The sequence below is a fragment of the Amycolatopsis circi genome (genome assembly GCF_003385235.1).
Lineage (GTDB): Bacteria > Actinomycetota > Actinomycetes > Mycobacteriales > Pseudonocardiaceae > Amycolatopsis > Amycolatopsis circi.
This window is the reverse complement of the sequence record NZ_PQIA01000141.1, coordinates 1-25,654: the sequence shown is the minus strand read 5'-3', so window position 1 is coordinate 25,654 and position 25,654 is coordinate 1. Positions and strand designations below refer to the sequence as shown.

Here is a 25,654-nt window from a genome sequence, read left to right as displayed (position 1 = left end):
GTCGATCCCGCAGCGCAAGGGCGACCCGGTCGTGTTCTCCACCGACGAGGGCGTGGGGGCGGACACCACCGGCGACAGCCTCGCGAAGCTGCGTCCGGCGTTCGCTCCGGACGGCACCATCACCGCCGGTTCGGCGTCGCAGATTTCCGACGGCGCGGCCGCGGTGATCGTGGCCAGCCCGGAGAAGGCGGCCGAGCTGGGCATCACGCCGCTGGCCGAGATCGGCGCGCACGGGGTCGTCGCCGGTCCGGACGCGAGCCTGCACGAGCAGCCGTCGAACGCGATCCGCGCCGCGCTGAAGAAGGCGAAGCTGGACGTGGGCGACCTGGACCTGGTGGAGATCAACGAGGCGTTCGCCGCGGTCGGCCTGGTGTCGAGCGAGAAGCTCGGGCTGGACGAGTCGAAGGTGAACGTCAACGGCGGCGCGATCGCGCTCGGCCACCCGATCGGCGCTTCCGGCGCGCGGCTGGCCGTGCACCTGGTGCACGAGCTGCGCCGGCGCGGCGGCGGTCTCGGCGCGGCCGCGCTGTGCGGTGGCGGCGGCCAGGGCGACGCGCTGCTGATCCGCGTTCCGTCGGCGTAAGTTGGCCGGCCCGGACCTCGACGAGCTGGTCGGCCGCGCGCGGGAAGGACAACCGCGTGCGGTCGCCCGGCTCATTTCGCTTGTGGAGGATTCGTCGCCGCGAGTGGCGGACATCGCCGCCGCTTTGACGCCTTACACCGGCCGGGCTCGCGTCGTCGGGCTCACCGGTCCGCCCGGGGTCGGCAAGTCGACGTCCACGTCCGCGCTGCTCACTGCCTTGCGCGGCGAGGGTTTGCGCGTCGGGGTGCTCGCGATCGACCCGTCGTCGCCGTTCTCCGGCGGTGCTTTGCTCGGCGACCGGATCCGGATGACCGAGCACGCCACCGATCCCGGCGTGTTCATTCGCTCGATGGCGACCCGGGGACATCTCGGCGGCCTGTCCTGGGCGACCCCGCAGGCGGTGCGGGTGCTGGACGCCGCCGGGTTCGACGTGGTGCTGATCGAGACTGTCGGGGTTGGACAGTCCGAAGTGGACGTTGTGAAACTGGCGGACACCACAGTGGTCTTGCTGGCTCCGGGCATGGGCGACGGCATCCAGGCGGCGAAGGCGGGCGTCTTGGAGATCGCAGATGTGTTCGTGGTCAACAAAGCCGACCGCGACGGTGCCGACGCGACGGTGCACGACCTGAAGCAGATGATCACTTTGGCCCGTCGCGAACTGCGCGGGCCGAGTTGGCGGCAGCCGATCGTCCGCACGGTGGCGGCGAAGGGCGAGGGCGTCGACGAGGTGGTGTCGGCTTTGCGCACGCACCATGAATGGCTTGTCGCGCATGGGGAACTGGACCGCCGCCGCGCCGCTCGCGCCCGGGAGGAAGTCGCCGCGATCGCATTGCGGCGGTTGCACGCGGAGCTGGCGGATCTCCGGCACGGGGACCGGCTGGGGGAGCTGGCGGAGCGGGTGGTGGCCCGGGAGCTGGACCCGTTCGCGGCGGCGGACCGGTTGATTGGCGAGCTGAAGGGCTCGTGAGCGGCAATCCCGGTTCTAACCGGGATAAACACTCACGACGTCTGTGCCGCCTCAAACAACGGCTTCGTCACCTCCCCACTGAACTGCGGCCCCACCAGATACCTCACACAGCCCGGGACGTCGCGCTCGCACGGCTTCCCATCCGCGGCAAAGAACCCCGCATGCGTGTTGTCCCCGACAACCGTGCCCAGCCCCGTCGCCGGGTTGAAGTCGCGCAGTCGAGGACCGCCGCTCGAACCGCCGCCCATGACGCACGCCGTGCCCCACTGATCGGGAGAGTCCGGATAGGTCGCGGTGCCGGTCCACTGCCGTGCCGTGCCGGTGCAATACGCCAGCCTCGCCCCGGTGTACTCCGGCAGTCCTTCGCGCGCCGGGTCGGACGCCGCCCGCGGGTAGCCGAACTGTGTCACCTTCGCCGCGCCTGGCCGGTCGAAGCCGATCTGCTGCGCGCCGACTACGTCCTGCACCAGCTGTCCTGATTCGTTCGGCCCGAGGACCGCGAACGCCTGGTCGTAGGTGTCGAACTTCCGCGCGTTCTGCTGATCGTTCGCGAGCCAAGTGCGGTCGGCGACGCCGATCCGGGCGGCGAACTTCCCGTACGGCGCCTGTCCGTCGTGGTAGCCGGGGATGAACATGACGTGCGCGTTCCAGACGTTGTGCTCGCCGAGGAGATCGGTGTTGTTGACGCAGTGCCCGGCGGTGACGATCGTGCTGCGGTTCTTGCTGCGGACGACGGTTGCCGTGCAGCTCGCGTCCTCGCCGTGGTCGGTGTAGAAGAGCCGGCCGATCGTCTTCGGGAGCGGGTTCGACCACGGGGCTCCGTCGGGACCGCTCTTCGGCGGGTTCTGCGACGACGGCTCAGTCAGCTCGGCCAGTCGTTGGGGGGTCCAGTAGGCGAGCACTGCCTGCTGTTCGGCGGCGGAGGACGCGAGCGGTTGCTGCACGGGACCGGCGGGGACGGCAAGAAGCCCGGCGACCAGTCCGGCGAGAAGGGGAGTGATCATGAAACCGCACGGTAGGAGGCGGGTGTCAGGAACCGGTCAGGATGCGACTTTCGCCGGAAGCGCGGGCACTTTTCCGTCCCTATACTGCGATCCTCCGTGCACTGGGAGGGAACCGGAATGAAAAGACTGCTCGTGTCCGTGCTGACCGCGTTGTCGCTGGTCGCCGTGGCTGCACCGGCTTCGGCTGCCGAAACGGCGCCGCCGAAGGTCACCTCGGGGCCGTGCCAGTACACCCCGACTCCGGACGATCCCGCGGTTCGCCCGGTTTCGCTCCCGCGCGATCCGAAGCACACGCCGGACCACGGCAGTGTCGACGTCGCGGTGTTTTCCAACCAGGGCCTGCTGCCGCTGCGGCTCAACCGCGCGGAAGCGCCGTGCACAGTGCAGAGCTTCCTGCACCTGGCGGCCAACGGCTTCTACAACCGGACAACCTGCCACCGGCTCACCGCGTACCCGACGTTGAAGGTCCTGCAGTGCGGCGACCCGTCGGGCACCGGCGAAGGCGGCCCGGGCTACAAGTTCCGCGACGAACTGCCGACGACGCTCCCGCCCGCCCCGTCCGACCCGACCGGCAAGCGCCGGACGTACGCGCGCGGCTTGCTGGCCATGGCGAACGCCGGGCCGGACACGAACGGCTCGCAGTTCTTCGTGGTGTACGGGGATTCCAGCCTGCTGCCGAATTACACGGTCTTCGGCACGGTCGGCTCGACCGGACTGCGCACGCTGGACCGCGTCGCGGCGGGCGGCATCCAGCCGGACGCGGACACGCCGCCGGGCAAGACGCCGGTGGACGGGAAGCCGGTGCGGAAGACGGATCTGGAGCTGGTTTTGCCGCTCTGCCTGTTCTGCGGGCGCTGAGCGGGAAGGGGCCGCGCGCGGCCGGTTGACCAGGCGCGCGTCGTCGACCGGGATTCAGCTGCGGGTCCTTCCGAACCTCCGGCCGTCTGGGACGCGGTGACCGTCAGCACGGCGGGGTTCAGCGGGATCCGGCTCCGCAACGCTCGGCCGCGGGCCTGACTGGCCCACGCCACCCAAACCGAACTGGACCATTCGTCTAGGCCACTCCCGATTAGCGTGGGTGGCATGACGAAGCGAATCGCGCTCGCCACGGGCGGGTTGTATCAAGCGATGTCCCACCTGCAGGGCGAGGTGAAGAAGGCCAGCGCGAACGCGGGGCTCGACGTGAAGCTCATCGAGCTGGTCAAGATGCGCGCGTCGCAGATCAACGGGTGCGCCTACTGTCTCGACATGCACGCGGCGGAGGCCGTCGCGGCGGGAGAAGCGCCGCGGCGGCTTTACGTGCTCGAGGGGTGGCGCGAGACGGAGCTGTTCACCGAGCAGGAACGCGCCGCGCTCGCGTACACCGAGGCGATGACCCTGATCTCGGACCACAAGGACGTTCCCGAAGACGTCTACGCCGAGGCGGTCCGCGTGTTCACCGAGGACCAGTATCGCGCGCTGGCGTGGTGCGTCGTCGCCATCAACACCTGGAACCGGCTCATGGTCGCGAGCCACGCCGCGCTGCCGGAGCGTGCGGAATGAGCGCCGAGAAGCTGCGGGCGCTGCACGTCCCGGGGAAGCCGCTGATCCTGCCGAACGCCTGGGACGCGGATACCGCGAAGGCGGTGGAAGCGGCCGGGTTTCCGGTCGTGGCAACGAGTTCCGCGGCGGTCGCGGCGGCGCTCGGCCAAGCGGACCACGAAGGTGCGTCCGCGGACGAGATGTTCGCGGCGGCCAAGCGCATCGTGGACGCGGTGTCGTTGTCGGTGACTGTAGACGCCGAGGCTGGATACGGCTTGGCACCAGACGACCTCGCTGCCCGGCTGAAAGAACTCGGTGCGGTCGGCTGCAACATCGAGGACACCGATCACAGCAAGGGCAGTCAGCGACCGGCGGCGGAGCAAGCGGAGTGGCTCGCCGGGTTGCGCCGGGCAGCTGGCGACGGGCTCGTGGTCAACGCGCGGGTGGATTCGTTCCTTGGGGCACCGGATGAGCAGGCGGTGCTCGACGACGCGGTGGCTCGCGGGCGCGCGTACCTCGAAGCCGGTGCCGACTGTGTGTACCCGATTCTCGTGCGTTCGCCGGAAGTGCTGGCCGAATTCGTCCGTCAGGTGGGCGGTCCGGTCAATGCTTCGGCGCTTCCCGGCGGTCCGGGTCTGGCCGGGCTTGCCGAACTGGGGGTAGCCCGGATTTCCCTGGGGGCCGGGTTGTGGCGGTATCTGCGCGGCGTGCTGGAAAGCACGCTCGGCGGGATCGCGCAGGGGAACCTGCCGTATTAAAAAACCGCTGGGTGCCGCGGCGAAGCGGCACCCAGCGGTTTCCCTGGATAAAAACTCAGTGCGGCACGGCCTTTTCCGAACCGGCACCAGTAAGCGCCCGGACTTCCATTTCGGCGTACTTCGCCTGGTCGTGTTCCTTCGACAGGATCGTGCCGAGCCAGCCGAGGACGAACGCGATCGGGATGGACACCAGACCCGGGTTGTCGAGCGGGAACCAGTGGAAGTCGACGCCCTGCAGCATCGACGCGCTCTTGCCCGTCTTCGGGTCGACCGGCTTCCCGGAAACGGCGGGCGAGAACACGATGAGCACGATCGTCACGATCAGCCCGCCGTAAATGCTCCACAGCGCGCCCTGGGTGTTGAACCGCTTCCAGAACAGCGAGTACAGAATCGTCGGAAGGTTCGCCGAAGCCGCCACCGCGAAGGCCAGCGCCACCAGGAACGCGACGTTCTGCCCGTTCGCCAGAATGCCGCCGAGAATCGCGACAATGCCGATCACCACGGCGGTGACCCGGGCGACCCGGACCTCCGAACCGGTGTTGGCCTTGCCCTTCTTCAACACGTTCGCGTACACGTCGTGGGCGAACGAGGCGGACGCGGTAATCGTCAATCCCGCGACCACGGCGAGGATCGTGGCGAACGCGATCGCCGAGATCAACCCGAGCAGCACCGGGCCGCCGAGGTTCAGGGCCAGCAACGGCGCCGCGGAGTTCACGCCGCCCGGAGCCTTCTTGATCGCGTCCGGTCCGACGAGCGCGCCGGCGCCGTAGCCGAGCACCAGGGTGAACAGGTAGAACACGCCGATCAGCACGATCGCCCACACCACCGAACGACGCGCCTCGCGTGCGGTCGGTACGGTGTAGAAGCGCATCAGCACGTGCGGCAGGCCCGCGGTGCCGAGTACCAGCGCGATGCCGAGGGAGAAGAAGTCCAGCTTCGTCGTGCCGTCCTTGCCGTACTGCTTGCCCGGCCCGAGCAGCGCTTCGCCGGCGTGGCCCGCCTTGTCGACCGCGCCCTGAAGCAGCGACGAGAAGTTGAAGCCGTACTTGCCGAGCACCCACAGCGTCATCGCCAGCGCGCCGACGATCAGCAGCGCCGCCTTGATGATCTGGACCCAGGTGGTGCCCTTCATGCCGCCGATGAGGACGTAGGCGATCATGATCACGCCGACCACCGCGATGACCAGCGACTGCGCGGCCTTGCCCTCGATGCCCAGCAGCAGCGCGACCAGTCCACCCGCGCCCGCCATCTGCGCCAGCAGGTAGAAGAACGACACCACGAGCGTCGAAATCGCCGCCGCCGCGCGCACCGGACGCTGCTTCATCCGGAACGCCAGCACGTCGCCCATGGTGAATTTGCCGGTGTTGCGCAGCAGTTCCGCCACCAGCAGCAGCGCGACCAGCCACGCCACCAGGAAGCCGATCGAGTACAGGAATCCGTCGTAGCCGTACACCGCGATGGCGCCGGCGATGCCGAGGAACGACGCCGCCGACAGGTAGTCGCCGGAGATCGCGATGCCGTTCTGCGGGCCGGTGAACGCGCGGCCGGCCGCGTAGTAGTCGGACGCGGTCTTCGTGTTGCGGCTCGCGCGGAACACGATCACCAGGGTGATGACCACGAACAGCGCGAAGATCGTGATGTTGAGCGTCGGATTGCTGCCCTCGACGCTCGCCGCGAGAGTCTTCACGCCTCCTCCTTCGCCGGATTCTCGATGTCGTCCTTGATCCGCTCGGCGAGCGGGTCGAGGTTCTTGTTGGCGTAACGCACGTACAGCCACGTAATGAGGAACGTGGACACGAACTGCAGCAGCCCGAAGAGGAGGCCGACGGTGAAGTTGCCGGCGATCTTCGTGCTCATGAAGCCGTGCGCGTAGTCGGCGAGCAGGACGTAGAGCAGGTACCAGGCGAGGAACAGTCCGGCCATCGGGAACACGAACCGGCGGAGCCTGCCGCGGAGTTCGCGGAACTCGGCGCTGTCGTGCACCTGTTCCCAGGTCGGGTCCGGCGGCGCGCCGGACGGGTCGCCTGCGCTCATGGGATCTCCCTTGTGCGACGCTGCGGATGTGGTGCGCGACACAGTAGGGAGGACGCCCGGGCGAGGGAACCGTCAGCCGCTCAAACGCTTTGCCGCACGACGAACGGTTGACGAACGGTCACCGGGCGTGGACGAAGGGCGTTCGTCGAGGTGCAGCCGCAGCATCGCGGCCCCGGCCCAGGACGGCGGGCGCCCGCGCAGCGATACCGCGAGCATTACGCCGAACGCGAGCGGTACCGACCAGGGTGCCGGTTGCGAGACCAAGATCGCCACCCAACCATGCATCGCGGGTCCGGCCAGCGCAAACAGGATTGACCCGGATGAGGCAGCCAGCCCGGTCAATACGCCAGCGATCGCACCGGCCGCAGTCAGCCGCTGCCACCAGATGCCGAGCACCAGCAGTGGGCAGAACGTCGACGCGGCGACGGTGAACCCCCACGTCACCAGCACTCCGGCGTCGAGCCGCGCGGACGGCAGCGCGAGCAGCACCATCGCGATCGCGGCGAACACGACCGTCACCCGCAGCCGCCGCAGGCCACCGGGCATCAGGTCGTAGGCGAGTGCACCGGACATCACCAGCAGCAATCCCAGCGACGTCGCCAGAACCGCCGCGAACGCGCCCGCGGTCAAGAGTGCGGTGAACAACTGCCCGGCCCAGCTGTGATCGACTTGCGAGGGCAGCGCGACGACCACGGTGTCGGTGTTGCCGGACAGATACAGCTGCGGCACGAGCACCCGGCCGAGCACGCCGTAGATGCCGGGGAAGAGGTAGAAGACTCCGAGCAGCGCCACGGTGATCGCGGCGGTGCGGCGCGCGGCGCGGCCGTCCGGGCTGGTGTGGAAGCGCATCAGGACGTGCGGGAGACCCATCGTGCCGAGGACGGTCGCGATGAGGACCGCCCACGTGCCGAGCAGCGGGTAGCCCTTGTCGATCTCCAGCAGCGGACGCTGCCAGTCCGGCCCGCCGAGAGCGACCTCTCCGCTGACGCCGGGAACCTGCGCACCGGCGGCGAAGGTGAGTTGTTCTCCCTTGTGCACCACCAGTTGCCCCGCCGGGACGGTGCCGCGGACCTCGATCGCGGTGGGTTCGCGGAAGGTGAGGGTGACGTCGTGGTCGAACTGCACCGGGGTGGCGTGCGAGAAGCGGGTGAACTCCACCGGCGTGAGGCTCGCGTCACGGGTTTCGGTGCCGACGTGGAGCACCAGCCATAGCGCGGGGACGAGGAACAGCACGAGTTTCAGGAAGAACTGGAACGCCTGGACGTACGTCGCGGCGCGCATTCCGCCGAGGGCGAGCGTGACGCTGACTGCGGTGCCCGCGATGACCACGCCGACCCAGTACGGAGTCCCGCCGACTGCGGTGAGCACCAATCCGGCGGTACGGAATTGGGGGACTACATAGATGGTCCCGATCACCAGCACGACCACCGCGGCGAGGCGGCGTAACGCGGGGGAGGCGAGGCGGGCTTCGGCGAAGTCGGGGACTGTGAGTGCGCCGGACCTCCGCATGGGCGCGGCGACGAGCACCAGCATCGCGACGTACCCCGCGGTGAAGCCGACGGGGTACCAGAGCGCGCCGACGCCGTCCTTCACCATCAGCCCGGCCACGCCGAGGAACGACGCCGCGGAGAGGTATTCGCCGGAGACCGCGGCGGAGTTGACGAAGGGCGAGATTCGCCGTGATGCCACCAGGAAGTCGGACGTCGTACGCATGGCGGCGACCCCGCGCACGCCGATGAGCAGCGTGACGAGGACGACCGGAGCTACCGCGAGCGCGATGTCCATCTATCCGCCCACGCCTGCCTGGCCCGGCCCGATGTGGCATTGGGGCGCCGCGGGCGTTCGGCTCACCGCTCGTCCTCGATCTTCTCCGCGCGGCGCAGCTGCCACCACGAGAGCCCGGCCAGCACCGGGTACGGCAGGACCGCGATCAGCAGCCAGGACAGCGGAATTCCCCACAACCGCACGCTGTCGAGCGACGGCGCGAGAGAGAACAACACCGGCAAACCCAGCACCAGCACGAACATCGCCACCAGCGCGGGGATTCCGCGACGGCGTTGGATCCGGTACAGCACGGCCGCGCGTTCCGCCTCCGGTGCGCGCAGGCGGGGCATCCGCCAGCGGCCGCGTTCGAGCCGCCGCGACCGGGCGAGTCTCGTCTGCGGGCTGGTGACGGCGACGCGTTTGGTGCGGCTCACCGGGCACCCCTCGTGAGTGGCAATCCCGGTTCTAACCGGGATTGCCACTCACGAGCCGCAAGGGTGAGGTCGGCTGGTGGCTGCAGCTCGGGTGTCGTGAGTGCTGGTGCCGGTTCTAACCGGGATTGCCGCGCACGAGCTGCAAGGAGGGGCCTGGTGAGACACGGGCGCTCCCCAACCACCCTCCTCACCGGGCGCTCCCAAGCTGCCCGCGCTGCGCCGCCTCTAGCAGCCGGTCCCGAAGATCCCGCGCGTGCCGTCGGCTGACCGGCACATCGCCAGCCTCGGTATGCGCCAGCAACCCGCCCGTCGTGTCGCTCCGCAATTCCAGCACCGCGCTCACCGCGAGCAGGAATCCGCGGTGCACGCGAGTAAATCCAGTGCCTTCCCAATATTCTTCGAGCCGCGAGATCGGCATCCGCACCGGATGCACGCCGCCGCGCGTGTGCAGCCGGACGTAATCGCCGTTGGCTTCGGCGAACAGCACATCGTCGCGGCGGACGTACCGAGTGCGGCCACCGGAATCGACTGGCAGCGCGGCCATCGCGTCGGGCGAGGACTTCCGACGGCCGCTCGGCACCAGGCGGGTCACCTTCGCCAGCGCGGCGGCAAGCCGTTCCGTCCGCACTGGCTTGAGCAGATAATCCACCGCACCAATGCCGTACGCGGCAACCGCGTGTCCGTCGTGCGCGGTGACGAACACGATCACCGGCGGTTCGGACAGTTTCGCCAGCAGCGTCGCGAGTTCCAGCCCATCCAAGCCCGGCATGGAAATGTCAAGGAAGACCGCGTCGAAATGGTCTGCCTGCAACAGTTTCAGTGCCTTCAACGCATCGCTCGCGCCGACGACCTCGCCGACTTCAGGTGCCTCGCGCAGCATCCGGCACAATTCGTCCAACGCCGGCGCGAGATCGTCGACCGCCAGCACCCGCAGCCCGCTCACGGCAGCACCCCCGGCTGGAACCGCGGCACTCGCAGCACGACCCGGGTGCCTTCGCCGACCGCCGTTTCGACCGTCAGCCCGTACCAGGCCCCGTAGACCGTGCGCAATCGTCTGTCCACATTGGCCATTCCGAGCCCGGTGCCGTCGCCGCTGCCCGCGAGGATGGCGGCGGCGCGTTCGGGCTCCATGCCGACCCCGTCGTCCTCGACGCTGATCACGCAGTCGTTCCCTTCCGCCTGTCCGTGCACCTGGACGAGCCCGGTGCCCGACCGCGGCTCGATGCCGTGCCGGATCGCGTTTTCCACGAGGGGTTCGAGTACCAGGTACGGCACCGCCACCGCAAGCACTTCCGGCGCGACGCGCACCTGAACCTTCAGTCTTTCGCCCAGCACCGCCCGCTGCAACGCGAGATACGTTTCCACCGCGCGGAACTCCTCCGCGACGACGGTGTACTCGCCGTGCCGCGACAGGCTGTAGCGGGTGTAGTCGGCGAAATCGAGCATCAAGTCACGGGCGCGGTCCGGTTCCGACCGGACGAACGAGGCGATCACGGTGAGCGCGTTGTAGACGAAATGCGGCGACATCTCCGCCCGCAGGGCCCGGAGTTCAGCCTGCGCGGCCTGATCCGCCGAAGCCTCGAGCCGACCCCGTTCCAAAGCCTGTACGACGAGGTCGGAAGCCTGCCGCAGCACCGCGCTGGGCACCTCGCCGACCAGCAGCAACGCACCCGCCAGTTCGTCGTGAACGTGCAACGGAATTGCCGTTACGCCGCCCGTGGTAATCGACTCTTCTTGGTGCAGCACGTCGTCCAGAACCTGGGACACGGCGTCGTCGGCGCCGGGTCGGCCGGACCACATCAAGGCACCGGACAGATCGGCCAGCCCCAGCCCGGCCACGTCGAAAAGCCGTCGCAGACCGTGTGCGGCGCGTCGGGCGCGGACTCCGGAAAGGCCGTCCTTCAGGTCGTCGGCGACTTTCCGCGCCGCGCCGAGCACGCCGACGGCGTCCGGACGGGAGCGCCACGGCAGCCGGGCACTCTCGGTCATCGACGGCCTCCCCTCGGGTACCTGGGGGAGAAGATACTAGCCCGGAACACGGCGAAGGGGACTTTCCGTGCGGAAAGTCCCCTTCGGCAGAGCCTGAGGCTAGCACTTCTGCTTGTAGAAGTACTTCGAATTCGCGTCCAGGTCGTCCTTGGTGATCGAGTGCAGCTGCGCGGTCAGATCCCGCTCGGTCGGCTTGCCCTCGAGCGCGGCCACCGCCTGGTCGACGCCCTTCGTGCCGATCTGCGCCGGGTCTTGCGCGATGAGCGCCTGGTACTCGCCCTTCTTCAGACCGTCCACTTCGGACGGGCTGGCGTCGAAGCCGACCAGGTTGACCTTGCCGATCTTGCCCGCGTTGCGCAGGCCGGTCGCCGCGCCCTCGCCGGTGTTGAGGTTGGTGGCGAAGATGCCGACGAGATCCGGCGTGGAGACCAGCGCCGCGGTCACCTTCGACGCGGCCTGGTCCGGTTCGTTCTTGGTGAACTGGATGCCCGCCGACTTGAGGTTCGGGTGGTTTTTCAGCTCGTCCTCGAAGCCCTTCGCACGGGCGGCAGTGGTGGACGTGCCCGCGATGGTGTCGAGGATCAGCACTGAACCCGGCTTGTCGCCGACGAGCTTCGCCATGGTCTGCGCGGCGAGCTTGCCGCCCTCGGCGTTGTCCGAGGAGACCGACGACACCGCGACGCTCTTGTCCTTGAGCGAAGTGTCGACCTCGACGATCTTCGTGCCGCGGTTCTTCACCAGCTGGATCGGTGCGAGCATCGCCTGGTCGTCAGTCGGCGCGACGAGCAGCGCGGCGGGCGGGTTGGAGCCCATCGCGTTGACGATCGGAGTCTGCATGGCCGCGTCGAACTTCTGCGGCGCCTGGGTGGTCAGTTCATAGCCGAGCTTCTTCGCTTCGGCCTCGGCGCCGCACTGCATCGAGATGTAGAACGGCTCCGCCTGCACGCCCGGCACCAGCGCCAGCTTCTTGCTGTTCGCCGAGTTGCCGCCGGGTTTGTCCCCGGACCCGCTCTGCCCGATCTGCCCGGCGCCGCACGCGGTCACCAGCATCGCCGCGGACGCGAGAGTCCCCGCGGCGAGGACGGTTTTGCTGAACTTCATCGTAAGCACCTCTTTGTACTCGGGGACCGATTCAGCGGGAGTTGCGCTTGCGGCGGCGGCGCTGGTCGAACCACACCGCCGCGATCAGGACCGCGCCGATCGCGATGTATTGCCAGTAGTCCTGCACGTGTGTGATGTTCAAGCCCTTGTTCAGCACCGCCGGGATGAACACCCCGATCACCGTGCCCAGCATCGAACCGACGCCGCCGAAGAGGCTGGTGCCGCCCATCACCGTTGCGGAGATGGCGTTCAGATTGTCGTTGGTGTGCGCCGAGATCGTGGTCGAGGCCTGGTACGCCAGCGACATGAAACCGGCGATCCCGGCCAGGAAACCGGTGAGCAGGTACACCTTCAGCAGGTGCGCGGTCACGCCGATGCCCGACCGCCGCGCCGCCTCGGCGTTCGAGCCGACGGCGAACGTGTACCGGCCGAACCGCGTGGTGTGCAGCAGCCACGCGCCGATCAACGTGATCACCACGGCCACCAGCACTAGGTTCGGGATCCCGCCGAACGACGTGCCGTAACCGAGGGTCTTGTTCAATTCAGCGGGCACGCTGCGCACGTCCGACCCGCCGTTGAGCAGGTAAGACACGCCGAGCGCGGCTCCCATGGTGCCGAGCGTGACGATCAGCGGCGGGATGCCCGCCACCGCGATGAGGAACCCGTTGATCAGGCCCCAGAGAGTGCCCGCGAGCACCGCCGTGACGAGCCCGACGGTGATGACGCCCCAGCCGGCGTGCGAGGCGTCGCCGCCGCTGAGCGCTTCCATGGTCTTGCCCGCGACCATGCCGGCGAAGATCAGCACCGACCCGACGGACAGGTCGATGCCGGAGGTGATGATCACGAACGTCATGCCGACCGAAAGCACCAGCAGCACGGACGTTTCGATCAGCAGCGTCTGAAAGGTGAACACCGTCGCGAACTCGGCGGGCGCGATGGCGGTGAAGACCGCGATCAGCGCGATCAGCACCAGCGCGATCCAGAACGTGTTGGCCCCGATGAGCCGTTTTCCCAGCGGAGGCTTGACGAACTCGCCGTCCACAGTGGTCTGAATGTCCTTGACCGGTGCGCTCATCAGGCCGCCCCCTCCTGGACCAGCGCGCCGGTCATCGCCGCGACCAGATCCTCGAGTTTCGTGTCCGCACCGGCGAACCGGGCGACGCGCCTGCCCTGCAGCAGCACCTCGACCCGGTCCGACACCGAAAGCACCTCGGGCATGTTGTGGCTGATCAGCACCACCGCGATGCCTTTGTCCCGGACCTTCTTGATCACGTCCAGCACGCGCCCACGCTGCCGGACGCCCAGCGCCGCGGTCGGTTCGTCCATGAACACGACCTTCGACGCCCACGCGACCGACCGCGCCACCGCGACGCTTTGCCGCTGCCCGCCGGACAACGAGCCGATCGACACTTCGGTGCTTTGCAGCGTGACGCCGAGCCGCTCGAACTCGGCCACCGCCTGGCGGCGCATCTCCGCCTTGTCGAGCATGCCGAGCTTGCCGAGGAAGCCCTTGCGCGGGATTTCCCGGCCGAGGAACAGATTCGCCGCCGGGTCGAGGTCCGGCGCGACGGCGAGATCCTGGTACACGGTCTCGATGCCGGCCCGGCGCGCGGCCACCGGCGAGTCCAGGCGGACTTCCGCGCCGTCGAGCAAGATCCGGCCCGACGTCGGCTGTTCGGCCCCGGACAGGCACTTCACGAGCGTGGACTTGCCCGCGCCGTTGTCGCCGATCAAGGCGGTCACCTCGCCCGCGCGCGCCTGGAAAGACGCGCCGCGCAAGGCTTCCACCGATCCGTAGTGCTTGGTCAGGTCCACCGCGTCGAGCAGGATCTCGCTCATCGGCGCTAACTCCCTTCGGGGGCGGGCGGGCGGCAGCGGATGACAGTGAGCGAACCGGACAGCTCGGTCTGGCCCGCGGAGAACGGCACCGCGTAGGTGTCGCCCTTGGTCACCGGGAACTCCCCGCCGTGCTCGGTGCGCAGCGTGCCCTCGCCGTCGAGCGCGACGAGCACGCTGAACGACGGGTCGAGGGAGAACGCGTTGCCGGACAACTGAATCCGGTCGGCGCGGAAGAATTCCGCCGAGTCCGGCGCGAGCAAGTCCACTGTGGTCGCTTCGTCGCCGGAAGTGTGCTTCACGATCGTCTTGAGCCGGTCGTCGTCCCAGCCGGAGGTGTCGAGCGTTTCGATCGCGGTGTCGAAGCCGATCCCGAGGTGGCCCTTTTCCGGCGAGGCAAGGAAATCACGCCATTCGAGGGTCAGCGAGAAGTCCGTCGGCTGCTGCAGTTCGACCACGAACACGCCCTCGCCGATCGCGTGCGGCAGCCCGGCCGGGATGTAGACCGTGTCGCCCGCCTGTACCGGGATGCTGTTGAGCGCGCCCAGCATGCTCGGCGCGTCCTGCTCGCGGGTCCACTCGGCGACGGTTTCCTTGCTCAGCGTCTCCCGGAAACCCGGGTACACGCGCGGGTCGTCGCCGTAGGTGCCGACCACGATCCACGCCTCGGTCTTGCCGAAATGCGAGTCGAAGTGCTTGCGGGCGAAGGAATCCGACGGGTGGAAGTGCACCGGAAGCCGCTGTCCGGCGTCGAGCAGCTTGACCAGCAGGCCGGTCGAGTCGCCGAGTTTGGCGACGTGCGCCGCGCCCAGCCACGCGTCCGGGTCGCCGCCGACCGCGTCGCGCAGCCAGATCCCGCTGGGCAGCTTGGTGAGACCGTGGGTCTCCTGGCCGAACATGGTCGTGACGGAACCGACCCAGTCCTCCGGCCCGAATTTCGAGTCGGTGCCGGTCGCGCCGCGCAGGGCGGCGATGGCGTCGCCGCCCCGGTAGAACTGCGGCGGCTGGTTGGCCGGGAGCGCGACCGGCTCGAGGTGCTTGGTCACAGGGCGGCCTCACCGGAACCGCGGGCGACTAGGTGCACGGGCAGAACTACCTTTCTCGGGGCGGACTGATCGCCCTGGATGCGGGCGAACAGCAGCTCGGCCGCTGCGTGCCCGAGGGCGCTGACGTCGTGGGCGATCACGGTGACCGGCGGGTCGAGCAGATCCGCCAGCTCGAAATCGTCGAAGCTCACCAGCGCGGGCCGGTGCTCGGAGTGCGCGAGCGCGCGCAGCAGGTGCACCGCGACCCGGTTGTTGCCCGCGATCACGGCGGTGGCCGGATTCGGCCCGCCGATCAGCTTGCGCACGGCTTGGCCGACCGTTTCCGGCGTCGGCGTCTGCATCGCCACGAGGCTCTCGTCGTAGGAGATCCCGTTGCGCACACAGCCTTCGCGGAATCCGCGGAGCCGCTCGGCGGCGGTGAAGATGTCCGGGCTGTCGCCGAGGAACGCGATCCGGCGGTGGCCGTGCCGCACGAGGTGGCCGACCGCCTCGATGGTGCCGCCGAGGTTGTCGACGAGCACGGTGTCGGCCACGATGTCGCCTGCCGGGCGGTCGAGGAACACCACCGGCGTGCCCGCGCGCATTTCCGGCACGAGATACCCGTGCTGCAGCCCGGCGGGAACGATCAGCAGCCCGTCCACGCGCCGCGCGCAGAACTCCAGCGACAGCTCGCGTTCGCGGTCGGAGTTCTCGCCGGACGACCCGGTCAGCACGTGTCTGCCGAACGACGTCGCGATCCGTTCCACCGCGCGGTTCAGCTCGGAGTAGAAGGGGTTGCCGACGTCCTCGACGACCAGGCCGATGGTGCCGGTGGTCGAGCCGCGGCGCAGGTTGCGGGCGCCGAGGTTCCGGCGGAACCCCAGCTGTTCGATCGCGGCCACCACGCGCTCGGCGGTGTCCGGATGCACCGCGGGCTCGTCGTTGACGACCCGCGACACCGTTTTGATGCTGACGCCGGCCAGCCGGGCCACATCGCTCATCGTGGCCCGCCTGCTGGCGGGGCGGGGAAGTCCGTCCGCGTCCCGGCCCGAGTGAGACAACGTTGTCATAATGCGGGGGATTGGACACCATCCGGCCGCTCGGTGTCAATGCTTCGGGGTTCGCGCTGCCCGCTTCGACGAATCCGCTGGTGCGGATGGTGGACATCGTTGTCTTGAATCGGACAGGCTCTCACCGCGGTCTTGACGATCCGGTGAGCCATTGCCGAAGGTAGCCCGCATCGACGGTGCGCGACAAGGTTGTCATCGATGCCTCGAAGGCCGGTGAGGGCGGGTTCGCGCCGGACAACTGGAGAGGCGATGGCGATGGCGCGAGCGCGCTGGAGAGCCGGACTGATCTTCCTGACATCCGCGGCCGTGGCGACAGGGGCCTCCTTGGTCCCCGCCGCATCCGCACTGGCCGATCCCGCGGCGAGCGCCGCGAAGACCGCTGACCTGGCGAAGTGGGTGAACCCGTTCGTCGGCACCCGGCCCGGCGGCGCGGACCACGGAACCGGCGGCGGCGCGGGCAACACCTTCCCCGGCGCGGTGGCGCCGTTCGGGATGGTGCAGTGGAGCCCGGACACGAAGAAATCCCAGCCGGGCGGCTATTTCTACGACGACAACACGATCACCGGGTTCAGCCTCACGCACCTTTCCGGCGCGGGCTGCACCACGTATCAGGACCTGCCGTTCATGCCGTACGTCGGCGAGATCAGCACGTCGCCCGCGACCGATCCGGGCCATTACACCTCGACGTTCTCGCATCAGAACGAGCACGCGACCGCCGGCGCTTACGACGTCGCCCTCGACAACGGCGCGAAGGTCGAACTGAGCGCGACGCAGCGCACCGGTTCCGGGCGGTTCACCTACCCGGCTGGCGCGGCCTCCACGCTGATGGTCAACACTTCCGGCTCGGTCAACGGCACCGACGACGCGTCGATCAGCATCGGCAAGGACACCATCAGCGGCTGGGCGACCAGCGGCCGGTTCTGCGGCGCGAAGGACTCGTACCGGGTCTACTTCTCGGCGAAGTTCGACACGCCGTTCGAATCCGTCGGGACGTGGAAGAACGGCGCGGTGACGCCGGGCAAGACCGCGGAAACCGGCGGTGCCAAGGCGAAGGTCGCGCAGCCCAACGGCATCGGCTCCTCGATGGCGCGTCCGGCGGCGGCGAAACCGCAGGACACCACGGTGAGCGGGCCGGGCAGCGGCGGTTACGTGACGTTCCCGAACCTCAACGGCGCGCAGGTCAACGTCCAGGTCGGACTGTCCTTTGTGTCCGTCGACGGGGCGAAGGCGAACCTGAAGGCGGAGAACAACGGCAAGAAGTCGTTCGACGCGGTGGCCGCGTCCGCGCGGAAGGCGTGGAACGACCAGCTCGGCAAGATCCAGGTCAGCGGCGGCAGCGACGCCGACACCACGACGTTCTACACCTCGCTGTACCACTCGCTGATCCAGCCGAACGTCTTCTCCGATGTGGACGGTCGCTATCCGGGCTTCGACGGCCGGATCCACCAGGCCGAACGCGGGCACGCGACGTACACCAACATCTCCGGCTGGGACATCTACCGCTCCGAGGTCCCGCTGCTGGCCACCATCGCACCGAAGCAGACCTCGGACCTCGTGCGCTCGATGATGGCGTTTGCCGAACAAGGCGGTTCGTGGGACCGGTGGACGGTAGCGAACGACTACACCGGCGTGATGAACGGGGATCCGTACCACATCATCGTTTCCAGCGCCTACGCGTTCGGCGCGCGTGACTTCGACGCGCAGAAAGCGTTGCTGCTCATGATCAAGGGCGCGACGCAGCCGACGCAGGGCTACACCGAACGGCCGGGTCTGCAGGACTACCAACGGCTCGGCTACGTGCCCGGCGCGGCGGCGGACACCCTGGAGTACACGAGCGCGGACTTCGCCATCGCCCAGTTCGCGAAGCGGCTCGGCGACAGCGCCACGTACACCACGTTCATGAAGCGCGCGCAGAACTGGCAGAACCTCTACAACCCGGGCAGCGGACACCTGCAGCCGCGCAACTCGGACGGCTCGTTCTCCGCGAACTACGACCCGGCCAGCTCGCAGGGTTGGGTCGAGGGCAACGGCGCGCAGTACGACTGGATGGTCCCGTACGACCTCGGCGGCCTCGTGACCGCGTTCGGCGGCACCACCGCCACGCAGTCGCGTTTGGACACTTTCTTCACGAAGCTGAACGCCGGAACCCATGAGCCGTATGCGTTCCTGGGCAACGAGCCGAACTCGAACGCGCCCTACGTGTACTCGTTCGCGGGTGCTCCGGCGAAGACGCAGAACATCGTGCGCCGGGCGATGGACGAGCTGTACAACCCGCGTCCCGAAGGCTTGATCGGCAACGACGACCTCGGGCAGATGTCGTCCTGGTACGTCTGGTCCGCGCTCGGCGTCTACCCGGAGATCCCGGGCCGCGCCGAAACCGTGCTGACCACGCCGCGCTTCGCGCACGCCGAGGTGACCACCGGCTCGGGCAAGAAGATCACCGTCAACGCTCCCGGCGCCGGCGAATACACCAGCAACCTCAAGGTGAACGGCACCGCGGCCAGCAAGGCGTGGCTGTCGGAGGGGCTGATCTCGCAGGGCGGCAAGCTGGACTTCACCCGGTCGGCGACCGCTACCGCGTGGGGTTCCGCGCCGGCTGACGCGCCGCCGTCGTTCCGCGAGCAGGAGAAGCCGAGTCTGTCCTTTGTGGATCCGGCACGTGCGGTGGTGCCCGCTGGCACGACCTCGACCGCTTCGGTGGGCGTGCAGGATCTCTCTGGCAGCGCGCGGACTTGGACCTATTCCGCAGGTAGCGCCGACGGCATCACGCTGTCGCCCGCGACCGGTTCCGTTCAGGTCCCGGCGGCCGGAAAGGGCCACGCTCAGGTGACGGTGAGCGTTCCGGCGGGCACCTCCGACGGGCCGCGGCGGATCCCGGTCACCTTCTCCTCACCGGGTCTCGCGGACGTGCAGGCGGTGCTGACCGTCCTGGTGGCGAAGCCGAACAGCTGGCTGGCCACAGTGGACAACACCGGTCTCTCGCCGGACGCGAACTCGGCAGCCGGGAACTTCGACGGCGGTGGCTGGAGCTACTCCGCGGACGCACTGGCCAAGGCCGGTGCCAAGCCGGGCAGCACAGTGTCGAGCGACGGGCTGAACTTCACCTGGCCGTCGTACCCGGTCGGCGACCCGGACAACGTCGTGGCCGCGGGTCAGACGATCAACCTGTCCGGTTCGGGACGGCTCGCGCTGCTCGGCTCCGCCAGCAACGGCAACGCGCAGGGCACGCTCACCGTCACCTACACCGACGGCAGCAAATCCACCGCCGCCATCGGATTCTCCGACTGGACCCTCGGCGGCGGCGGAGCGCAGCCGGCGTTCGGGAACCGGATCGTCCTGTCCACCCCGTACCGCAACTCCGCGGGCGGCGACCCGCAGCAGATCCGCACGATGGTGTTCGCCACCGCGCCGATCACGCTGGACGCGGGCAAAACCGTCGCGAGCGTGACGCTGCCGAGCGGCGTCAGCGGCGGCTCGCTGCACGTCTTCGCCATCGCCGCGGGCTGATCCACCGTTCCGTGAAGGGCTCCTTGAAGGAATCTAATTCCCTCAAGGAGCCCTTCACGGACTTTTCCCAGAGGAGTCTCATGAGGAGCAGGGTTTTGGCGAGTGCGGTGGCGCTCGCTGTCACCGCGGCCGCGCTCACGCCGGTCGCGGCGCAAGCGCGTCCGGCAGATCCGCTGGACGCGGTGAACACGTTCATCGGCACACAGGACGAGGGCAACACCTTCCCCGGTGCGTCCGCGCCTTTTGGCATGGTGCAATCCAGCCCCATCACGACGCACTACGCCGGATATCTCTACACCGACACCGCGATCCGCGGCTTCGGCCATTTCTTCCTGTCCGGCGCGGGATGCTGGGAACAGGGCGGCCTCGTGTCGATGCTGCCCACCACCGGCGAAATCGGCCCAGGCGCGGCGTTCGACACCAGCAAGCCCGCGACGTTCGACCAAGCCAAGTACGCCGCGCCGTACACGCACGAAGGCGAAGTCGGCAAACCCGGCTACTACAAGGTGCATCTCACCGGCTACGGCGGCATCGACGTCGAAACCACCGCGAGCACCCGCAGCGGCGTCGAACGGTACTCGTTCGATAAATCCGGGCCCGCCAACGTTTTCGTGAACGTCGGACAGGCCAACGCGAAGGAACCGGTCAGCGGCAGCAGCGTCCGGATCGTCGACGACCACACCATCGCGGGCACCGTCGAATCGCAGGCCTTCTGCGGCGGCAAGCCCTACACGACTTACTTCACCACGAAATTCGACCAGCCGTTCTCTTCCTACGGAACCTGGTCACCGGACGGTGGCACGCCCGGCAGCCGCTCGGCACAAGGCGGTGCGGGCCTGCGCGGCGCGTGGCTGACTTTCCCGAAGGGCGGCCAAGTCACTGCCACCACATCGGTTTCCCAAGTGGACGCTCGCGGTGCGGACACGAACCTCGCCGACTCGCGCGTCCGTCCGTTCGACGCGGTGAAGAACGACGTCCAGCGCGCCTGGCGCCGTGAACTGTCCAGTGTGGACATCACCGGCGGCACCCCGGACGACCGCACAGTCTTCTACACCTCGCTCTACCACGCCTTCCTGCAACCGCTGACCGCGAACGACGCCGACGGCCGGTACTACGGCTTCGACAAGAAGATCCATCGCGCGATCGGCTGGACGTACTACGACTTCTTCTCCCTCTGGGACACCTACCGCTCGCAAAATCAATTGCTGGCCCTGCTGAAACCGGACCGGGCCAGGGACGTCGCGAAAAGCATCCTCGCCATCCACGACCAAGGCGGCTGGCTCCCGCGCTGGGCGTACGCGAGCCAAGAGACAAACACCATGACCGGCGACCCGGTAACGCCATTCCTGGTCGACCTGTGGCGCTTCGGCGCGCTCAGCGGCGACGAAATGCACGCCTACCAAGCGCTGCTGCAGAACTCCCGTGAAATCCCGCCCGCGTCGTCACCGTTCCAAGGCCGCTCCGGCAACGCGAGCTACCAGGCCGACGGATTCGTCCAGTACGACCCGAACTTCCCGAAGAAGGGCCAGGACACCGACCCGGCACACGGCGCGTCCGCGACCCTCGAATACGCCCTCGGCGACTGCTCCCTTTCGGTGATGGCGTCGGCGCTGGGCCACAAGCAGGACGCGAAGCAGTTGGCGGCCAAAGGCCGGACGTACGCGACGCTGTGGGACCCGTCCGTGACCGACCGCGGCTTCACCGGCTACTTCCGCCCGAAGGTCACCGGCGGCAGCTGGTACACCCCGGCCGACGGCCCGTACAGCCCGCAAGGCCAGGACGGCTTCCACGAGGGCACGGCCTGGCAGTACCAATGGCTGGTGCAGCAGGACGTGCCCGGCCTGGTCGCGAAGATGGGCGGCGCGGCCAACGCGGGCAAGCGGCTTGACGACTTCTTCGCCTACGACGACCTGGTGAAGGACCCGGCGAAGACCGCGCACGAGCAGTGGGTCGTCGGCCCGTACGACTACTACAAGCAGTTCCGCTACAACCCCAACAACGAGCCCGATCTGCACTCGCCGTGGATGTACACGCTCACCGGGCAGCCGTGGAAGACCTCCGCGGTGGTGCAGGCCGCGCACACGTTGTTCACGAACGCCCCCAACGGCGTCACCGGCAACGACGACCTCGGCACCATGTCCGCCTGGTACGTCTTCAGCGCGCTCGGCCTCTACCCGGCCGTCCCGGGCACCGGCAACTTCGTGCTCAACGCGCCGCGGTTCGCCAAGTCCGTGCTGCACCTGCCGAACGGCCGCGACTTCACCATCAACGCGCGCGGCGCGAACGGGGCGCAACTGCAGTACGTCTCCGGGCTTCGCGTCAACGGCACGGCGTCGGACAAAACGTTCGTCAGCCTCGAACAACTGCGCCGCGGGTCCACTCTGGACTTCTCGCTGACCGGCGACGCGCCCAAGGCCACGTGGGGAACGTCACGCTCCTCCGCGCCGGCTTCTCCTTGTGCCGGTTAGTGATCGCTGCGAGACAGTCGGTGAAGGCCGCCTCCCGGATCCTGGGATCCGGAGGCGGCCTTTCTCGTTAACCGGGCATTTCCCGCCCGTTTCCGCCTGCCGTCCGGAATTGGTGCAGACCTTTGCCGGGACCGCTCGTGACCAGAGTCACCGGCCCCGGTGTTCCGGTGAGGCCGGTCACGCCTCACACTGGTCTCATACCCGTTCGACAGCGCTGTTGACGCCAGGCGGTTTCCGTCCGCCTTGGACAGTCGCGTCGGACGTGTTTTTTGTGTGTGCAGTCAGCACGCACCAGGTGACGCACAGGAGGATGTCGTGTCCAGCAAGGCCGCTATCGTGTTCCGCGTGGCCGCAGTCGCCGAGGCCCTGTCCTGGCTCGGCTTGCTGATCGGGATGTTTCTCAAGTACGTCGTCGACGCGTCTAACGAGGGCGGCGTGCCCGTCCTCGGCATGGTGCACGGCGTCGTCTTCGTCCTGTACCTGATCACCTCCCTGTCCGTGGCGAAGCCGCTGGGCTGGCGCGGCAAGACCCTGGTGCTGGCGCTGCTCGCGAGCATCCCGCCGCTGTTCACCTGGCTGTTCGAGAAGTGGGCGCTGCGCAACGGCAAGCTCGACGGCCCGCAGCGGCTCACGCACGGCGGCGTCGGCCTCTTCGTGCGCACGCAGGAGCCGGTCAGCGTCTGAGCCCCCGTTTTCCCCTCGCGCCTCGTGAGTGCTGATGCCGGTTCTAACCGGCATTGCCACTCACGAGGCGTTTTTACGTGAAGTCGCCCGCGGACTTGCGGACCTTGGTGAGCAGTTCGGTCAGCTGCTCCACCTGCCGCTCGGTGAGCCCGGTGAGCCCGAAATCGATGCCGGTCACCGCGGCGGTGGCGGTTTCCCGCAGTGCTCGGCCGTCGTCGGTGATCTCGACGAGCGTCGTGCGCCGGTCGGTGGGATGCGGCACGCGCTTCACGAGCCCGTCGCGCTCCAGCCGGTCCACTATGTTGGTGACGCTGGTGGGATGCAGCTGCAGCCGTTCGCCCATCACCCGCATCGGCAGCCGCGAGTTGCGGGAGAAGGTGAGCAGCACGAGCGCCTCGTAGCGGGCGAAGGTGAGGCCGTGCGGCTTGAGAGCGCCGTCGACCGCCGACTGGATGATCTGCTGCACCCGCATCACACCGGTGACCGCGGCCATGGTTCCGGCCGGGCCGATCCGGTCTTCCCACAGCTGCGCGGCACGGGCGATCGGATCGAACGGCAGCGGACGGTTCATGGAAGCCGAAGCTACCAGCGGGTACCCCGGTCGTGGGGGTCGGCCTGGGAGAACAGGGAAGGAAGTCGACATGATCGTCGCGTTCAGCGTGAGCCCCTCGGCGGGAGAACCGGACGGCGGAGTGAGCGAGGCCGTCTCGCGCGCGGTGAAGGTGGTGCGCGAATCGGGGCTGCCGAACTCCACCAGCTCCATGTTCACCGAGATCGAAGGCGAGTGGGACGAGGTCATGGCGGTGGTGAAGAAGGCGGTGGAAGCCGCGGGCGAGGGCTCGGCGCGCGTCGGGCTGGTGCTGAAGGCCGACATCCGCCCCGGCTACTCCGGACATCTCGCCGCGAAGGTCGAGCGGGTCGAAGCACATCTGCGCGAGGACTGAGCCGCAGCTGAGAGGCGGACTGAATCCGGGCGGTTCTCGGCCCGGCGGTTCCTGGCGGAGCTACGGGATCGGCGGCGTGAACGCGATCGTCCAGCGCCCCTTGGCACTCGTTACCGCGAGCCGGTAGCTGAACTGCTCGCCCGCCCCGGTCTTCCCGTGCACGACGGCCGTGGTGGGGGAGTGCTCGTCCGGCGAGAGCTGCACGGAAATGTCGCGCGTGTTGCCGTCCTTGAGGACGCCGACGTAATCCTTGGCGAGGTCGTCCCCGCCCGAACCGGGGACGTCGAAAAGCCCGGCGAGCGCGTCCGCGTCCCGCCTGCTCAACGCGGCGGCGAGTTCCGTCCGCAGTTCCGGCGGGGACGCCGCACCGGGCGGGTCCTGGTGCGCGACGGTCACCGTGATGCTGGCGATCCACGCCACCGCGACCACGACGGCAGCGGCCACCGTGACGTTGCGCCGGCTGAGCATTCTCGGCCTCCCTGTTGTCCTCGCGGAGAGCATGCCTCAGCGGCGTGCTCATGCCAAAAGCGAACCTCGGGGCTGCTGCTGAACTCTGTCGGCGAGGCGTGCCAGGATGGAGGGCGTGACACACCCACGCGGATCTGCAGCGAACTCAGCGGCCATGTCCGCCGCGTTGTCCGGCGCGGTCGACCTGTCCGCGCTCAAGGCAAGGGCGGAAGCGAGCCGGAACCAGCCGCCTTCGGGCGCCGGGCAGCCGGACGGAACCCCCGCACCGTCGTCGGACGCGGTGCTCGAAGTCACCGAGGCGACCTTCCAGTCCGTCGTCGAACTCTCGCTCAACCAGCTTGTGGTCGTCGACCTGTGGGCCGGCTTCTCCGAGCAGTGCCAGCAGCTGACCGCCGTGCTGGAGCGGCTGGCCGACGAGAGCGGCGGCGCCTGGGTGCTCGCGAAGGTCGACGTCGAGGCGAACCCGCGCATCGCGCAGGCCTTCGGCGCGCAATCGGTCCCGACCGTGGTCGCGATCGCCGGCGGCCAGCCCGTGGACGCGTTCTCCGGCGCGCTGCCGGAGCCGGAGATCCGCAAGTGGCTGGGCTCCCTGCTCGACGCCCTGCGCGACCGCCTCCCGGGCATCCGCGCCGCCGAGGAGGCCCGCGGCCCGGTCGAGGAGCCGGAAGACCCGCGGTTCACGGAAGCCGAGGACGCCTTCGAACGGGGCGACTACGCCGGCGCACAGGCCGCGTACGAGCGCATCCTGGACGCCGAACCAGCGAACGAGCTGGCGAAGAACGCCCTCGCGCAGGTCAAGTTCACCGCCCGCGCCGAAGCGGCCGACCCGAGCGCCCGCGAGAAGGCCGAAGCCGACCCGAAGGACCTCGACGCGCAGCTGGCGACCGCGGACCTGGACATCGCGGAACAGGACGTCGAGGGCGCGTTCCGCCGCTTGGTCGACGTCGTCCGCCGCACCGCCGGGGACGACCGCAACCGCGTCCGCGAACATCTGGTCGCCCTGTTCGAACTCTTCGACCCCGCGGACGAGCGCGTCGCGAAGGCCCGCCGCGACCTGGCGAGCGCCCTCTTCTGAGCCTTCCCGCTCGCTGAACGTCCGTGAGGGGAACCCTGAGGGACTCTGAGTCCCTCAGGGTTCCCCTCACGGCTTTCAGCCCACCCGCGCCGCCCCTGCACAAACCTCAGGCGTATTGCTTGGAGCAGGAAGACGACCCCTCCAAATACCCCCGCCGCAACGCCTCAACGCGATCGAACCCGCTGTCCGGCCGCTCCCCGTTCACGTTCGCCGACACCAGCCCGTCCGGCCGGAGCAGATCCGCGATCGCCTCGTCCAGATCCCCGGACGACAACTTCAACCGCACCCCGCCCGTCGGATTGTTCGAGAACGCCGCCCAAGCCCCCACCAGACAAGCAGTCCGCAGCCCAGCGTTAGGCGTGTCGATCGACGCCCCCACGCCCTTCTGCACCCCCACCGCATACCGCGACGCCAGCTCGGCG

The 25,654-nt window shown here is 68.7% G+C and carries 24 protein-coding genes and 1 pseudogene; 10 read left to right on the top strand and 15 right to left on the bottom strand.

Features of this window, described 5'->3' with window-relative positions; translation table 11 throughout:
- Both D0D37_RS38705 and meaB read left to right on the top strand, forming a co-directional pair.
- Positions 1 to 583: thiolase family protein (locus D0D37_RS38705; RefSeq protein WP_482746755.1), on the top strand; the 583-nt coding region annotated here is incomplete at its 5' end.
- 1 nt (position 584) lies between these two features.
- Positions 585 to 1,550, top strand: coding sequence for a methylmalonyl Co-A mutase-associated GTPase MeaB (gene meaB, locus D0D37_RS38700; protein ID WP_116205546.1), 966 nt, complete (start codon positions 585 to 587; stop codon positions 1,548 to 1,550).
- A 32-nt stretch (positions 1,551 to 1,582) separates the two neighbouring features.
- On the opposite strand, the gene D0D37_RS38695 is transcribed toward meaB, so the two are convergent.
- On the bottom strand, positions 1,583 to 2,554 hold the full coding sequence (locus D0D37_RS38695) for a trypsin-like serine peptidase (protein WP_116205545.1): 972 nt from the start codon (positions 2,552 to 2,554) through the stop codon (positions 1,583 to 1,585).
- Positions 2,555 to 2,671: 117 nt separating this feature from the next.
- Between D0D37_RS38695 and D0D37_RS38690 the strand changes: the two genes are divergently transcribed.
- The 3 genes from D0D37_RS38690 to D0D37_RS38680 all read left to right on the top strand — a co-directional run bounded on the left by D0D37_RS38690 (position 2,672) and on the right by D0D37_RS38680 (position 4,833).
- A complete protein-coding gene (locus D0D37_RS38690) occupies positions 2,672 to 3,412 on the top strand; it encodes a peptidylprolyl isomerase (protein WP_116205544.1) in 741 nt (246 codons plus the stop codon).
- A 225-nt stretch (positions 3,413 to 3,637) separates the two neighbouring features.
- Positions 3,638 to 4,096 carry a carboxymuconolactone decarboxylase family protein gene (locus D0D37_RS38685; RefSeq protein ID WP_116205543.1) on the top strand — a complete coding sequence of 153 codons (459 nt, stop codon included), beginning with the start codon at positions 3,638 to 3,640 and terminating at the stop codon, positions 4,094 to 4,096.
- Positions 4,093 to 4,833, top strand: coding sequence for an isocitrate lyase/PEP mutase family protein (locus tag D0D37_RS38680; protein ID WP_116205542.1), 741 nt, complete (start codon positions 4,093 to 4,095; stop codon positions 4,831 to 4,833). Before D0D37_RS38685 ends, D0D37_RS38680 begins: the two co-directional genes overlap by 4 nt.
- A 55-nt stretch (positions 4,834 to 4,888) precedes the next feature.
- Here D0D37_RS38680 and D0D37_RS38675 read toward each other — a convergent pair whose 3' ends face one another.
- The 11 genes from D0D37_RS38675 to D0D37_RS38625 all read right to left on the bottom strand — a co-directional run bounded on the left by D0D37_RS38675 (position 4,889) and on the right by D0D37_RS38625 (position 16,017).
- On the bottom strand, positions 4,889 to 6,520 hold the full coding sequence (locus tag D0D37_RS38675; RefSeq protein WP_116205541.1) for a solute symporter family protein: 1,632 nt from the start codon (positions 6,518 to 6,520) through the stop codon (positions 4,889 to 4,891).
- Positions 6,517 to 6,867, bottom strand: coding sequence for a DUF485 domain-containing protein (locus tag D0D37_RS38670; protein ID WP_116205540.1), 351 nt, complete (start codon positions 6,865 to 6,867; stop codon positions 6,517 to 6,519). The genes D0D37_RS38675 and D0D37_RS38670 overlap by 4 nt, the downstream gene beginning before the upstream one ends.
- Positions 6,868 to 6,939: 72 nt before the next feature.
- Positions 6,940 to 8,652, bottom strand: coding sequence for a sodium/solute symporter (locus D0D37_RS38665; RefSeq protein ID WP_116205539.1), 1,713 nt, complete (start codon positions 8,650 to 8,652; stop codon positions 6,940 to 6,942).
- A gap of 62 nt (positions 8,653 to 8,714) precedes the next feature.
- Positions 8,715 to 9,065 carry a DUF485 domain-containing protein gene (locus tag D0D37_RS38660; protein ID WP_009073891.1) on the bottom strand — a complete coding sequence of 117 codons (351 nt, stop codon included), beginning with the start codon at positions 9,063 to 9,065 and terminating at the stop codon, positions 8,715 to 8,717.
- 187 nt (positions 9,066 to 9,252) lie between these two features.
- Positions 9,253 to 10,008 (bottom strand): LytR/AlgR family response regulator transcription factor, encoded by a 756-nt coding sequence (locus D0D37_RS38655; RefSeq protein ID WP_116205538.1) that lies wholly within the window; start codon positions 10,006 to 10,008, stop codon positions 9,253 to 9,255.
- On the bottom strand, positions 10,005 to 11,054 hold the full coding sequence (locus tag D0D37_RS38650) for a sensor histidine kinase (RefSeq protein ID WP_116205537.1): 1,050 nt from the start codon (positions 11,052 to 11,054) through the stop codon (positions 10,005 to 10,007). The genes D0D37_RS38655 and D0D37_RS38650 overlap by 4 nt, the downstream gene beginning before the upstream one ends.
- Positions 11,055 to 11,153: 99 nt before the next feature.
- The gene (locus tag D0D37_RS38645) at positions 11,154 to 12,155 is read right to left on the bottom strand and encodes an ABC transporter substrate-binding protein (RefSeq protein ID WP_116205536.1); all 1,002 of its coding nucleotides are present in this window, start codon (positions 12,153 to 12,155) and stop codon (positions 11,154 to 11,156) included.
- 31 nt (positions 12,156 to 12,186) lie between these two features.
- Positions 12,187 to 13,230, bottom strand: a complete 1,044-nt coding sequence (locus D0D37_RS38640) for an ABC transporter permease (protein ID WP_116205535.1) — start codon at positions 13,228 to 13,230, stop codon at positions 12,187 to 12,189.
- Positions 13,230 to 13,994 (bottom strand): ATP-binding cassette domain-containing protein, encoded by a 765-nt coding sequence (locus tag D0D37_RS38635; RefSeq protein WP_116205534.1) that lies wholly within the window; start codon positions 13,992 to 13,994, stop codon positions 13,230 to 13,232. The genes D0D37_RS38640 and D0D37_RS38635 overlap by 1 nt, the downstream gene beginning before the upstream one ends.
- A 5-nt stretch (positions 13,995 to 13,999) precedes the next feature.
- Positions 14,000 to 15,037 carry a class I mannose-6-phosphate isomerase gene (locus D0D37_RS38630; protein ID WP_116205533.1) on the bottom strand — a complete coding sequence of 346 codons (1,038 nt, stop codon included), beginning with the start codon at positions 15,035 to 15,037 and terminating at the stop codon, positions 14,000 to 14,002.
- Positions 15,034 to 16,017 (bottom strand): LacI family DNA-binding transcriptional regulator, encoded by a 984-nt coding sequence (locus D0D37_RS38625; RefSeq protein WP_116205532.1) that lies wholly within the window; start codon positions 16,015 to 16,017, stop codon positions 15,034 to 15,036. The genes D0D37_RS38630 and D0D37_RS38625 overlap by 4 nt, the downstream gene beginning before the upstream one ends.
- 318 nt (positions 16,018 to 16,335) lie before the next feature.
- On the opposite strand from D0D37_RS38625, the gene D0D37_RS38620 reads away from it, so the two are divergent.
- The 3 genes from D0D37_RS38620 (at position 16,336) to D0D37_RS38610 (ending at position 22,745) form a co-directional block, all read left to right on the top strand.
- Positions 16,336 to 19,593 carry a GH92 family glycosyl hydrolase gene (locus tag D0D37_RS38620; RefSeq protein ID WP_244223825.1) on the top strand — a complete coding sequence of 1,086 codons (3,258 nt, stop codon included), beginning with the start codon at positions 16,336 to 16,338 and terminating at the stop codon, positions 19,591 to 19,593.
- Between the two features lie 80 nt (positions 19,594 to 19,673).
- A complete protein-coding gene (locus tag D0D37_RS38615; RefSeq protein WP_116205531.1) occupies positions 19,674 to 22,061 on the top strand; it encodes a GH92 family glycosyl hydrolase in 2,388 nt (795 codons plus the stop codon).
- Between the two features lie 315 nt (positions 22,062 to 22,376).
- Positions 22,377 to 22,745 (top strand): DUF3817 domain-containing protein, encoded by a 369-nt coding sequence (locus D0D37_RS38610; RefSeq protein WP_116205530.1) that lies wholly within the window; start codon positions 22,377 to 22,379, stop codon positions 22,743 to 22,745.
- A 73-nt stretch (positions 22,746 to 22,818) separates the two neighbouring features.
- Here D0D37_RS38610 and D0D37_RS38605 read toward each other — a convergent pair whose 3' ends face one another.
- Positions 22,819 to 23,316: a MarR family winged helix-turn-helix transcriptional regulator gene (locus D0D37_RS38605; protein WP_116205529.1), complete on the bottom strand. Its 498-nt coding sequence runs from the start codon at positions 23,314 to 23,316 to the stop codon at positions 22,819 to 22,821.
- 70 nt (positions 23,317 to 23,386) lie between these two features.
- On the opposite strand from D0D37_RS38605, the gene D0D37_RS38600 reads away from it, so the two are divergent.
- A complete protein-coding gene (locus D0D37_RS38600; protein WP_116205528.1) occupies positions 23,387 to 23,689 on the top strand; it encodes a thiamine-binding protein in 303 nt (100 codons plus the stop codon).
- A gap of 60 nt (positions 23,690 to 23,749) precedes the next feature.
- On the opposite strand, the gene D0D37_RS38595 is transcribed toward D0D37_RS38600, so the two are convergent.
- Positions 23,750 to 24,157 carry a nuclear transport factor 2 family protein gene (locus tag D0D37_RS38595; protein WP_116205527.1) on the bottom strand — a complete coding sequence of 136 codons (408 nt, stop codon included), beginning with the start codon at positions 24,155 to 24,157 and terminating at the stop codon, positions 23,750 to 23,752.
- 154 nt (positions 24,158 to 24,311) lie between these two features.
- Here D0D37_RS38595 and D0D37_RS38590 point away from each other — a divergent pair, with 154 nt between their 5' ends.
- Positions 24,312 to 25,232, top strand: coding sequence for a tetratricopeptide repeat protein (locus D0D37_RS38590; protein WP_208720381.1), 921 nt, complete (start codon positions 24,312 to 24,314; stop codon positions 25,230 to 25,232).
- 106 nt (positions 25,233 to 25,338) lie between these two features.
- Here D0D37_RS38590 and D0D37_RS38585 read toward each other — a convergent pair.
- A pseudogene (locus D0D37_RS38585) lies at positions 25,339 to 25,654 on the bottom strand (neutral zinc metallopeptidase); the annotation flags it as partial.

Coding starts and splice junctions, on each gene's coding strand:
- D0D37_RS38670 (WP_116205540.1), bottom strand. CDS start 6,867: ATGAGCGCAGGCGACCCGTCCGGCGCGCCGCCGGACCCGACCTGGGAA.
- D0D37_RS38645 (WP_116205536.1), bottom strand. CDS start 12,155: ATGAAGTTCAGCAAAACCGTCCTCGCCGCGGGGACTCTCGCGTCCGCG.
- D0D37_RS38665 (WP_116205539.1), bottom strand. CDS start 8,652: ATGGACATCGCGCTCGCGGTAGCTCCGGTCGTCCTCGTCACGCTGCTC.
- D0D37_RS38605 (WP_116205529.1), bottom strand. CDS start 23,316: ATGAACCGTCCGCTGCCGTTCGATCCGATCGCCCGTGCCGCGCAGCTG.
- D0D37_RS38690 (WP_116205544.1), top strand. CDS start 2,672: ATGAAAAGACTGCTCGTGTCCGTGCTGACCGCGTTGTCGCTGGTCGCC.
- D0D37_RS38650 (WP_116205537.1), bottom strand. CDS start 11,054: ATGACCGAGAGTGCCCGGCTGCCGTGGCGCTCCCGTCCGGACGCCGTC.
- D0D37_RS38620 (WP_244223825.1), top strand. CDS start 16,336: ATGGCGATGGCGCGAGCGCGCTGGAGAGCCGGACTGATCTTCCTGACA.
- D0D37_RS38680 (WP_116205542.1), top strand. CDS start 4,093: ATGAGCGCCGAGAAGCTGCGGGCGCTGCACGTCCCGGGGAAGCCGCTG.
- D0D37_RS38600 (WP_116205528.1), top strand. CDS start 23,387: ATGATCGTCGCGTTCAGCGTGAGCCCCTCGGCGGGAGAACCGGACGGC.
- D0D37_RS38595 (WP_116205527.1), bottom strand. CDS start 24,157: ATGCTCAGCCGGCGCAACGTCACGGTGGCCGCTGCCGTCGTGGTCGCG.
- D0D37_RS38695 (WP_116205545.1), bottom strand. CDS start 2,554: ATGATCACTCCCCTTCTCGCCGGACTGGTCGCCGGGCTTCTTGCCGTC.
- D0D37_RS38590 (WP_208720381.1), top strand. CDS start 24,312: ATGTCCGCCGCGTTGTCCGGCGCGGTCGACCTGTCCGCGCTCAAGGCA.
- D0D37_RS38635 (WP_116205534.1), bottom strand. CDS start 13,994: ATGAGCGAGATCCTGCTCGACGCGGTGGACCTGACCAAGCACTACGGA.
- D0D37_RS38640 (WP_116205535.1), bottom strand. CDS start 13,230: ATGAGCGCACCGGTCAAGGACATTCAGACCACTGTGGACGGCGAGTTC.
- D0D37_RS38685 (WP_116205543.1), top strand. CDS start 3,638: ATGACGAAGCGAATCGCGCTCGCCACGGGCGGGTTGTATCAAGCGATG.
- D0D37_RS38615 (WP_116205531.1), top strand. CDS start 19,674: ATGAGGAGCAGGGTTTTGGCGAGTGCGGTGGCGCTCGCTGTCACCGCG.
- D0D37_RS38625 (WP_116205532.1), bottom strand. CDS start 16,017: ATGAGCGATGTGGCCCGGCTGGCCGGCGTCAGCATCAAAACGGTGTCG.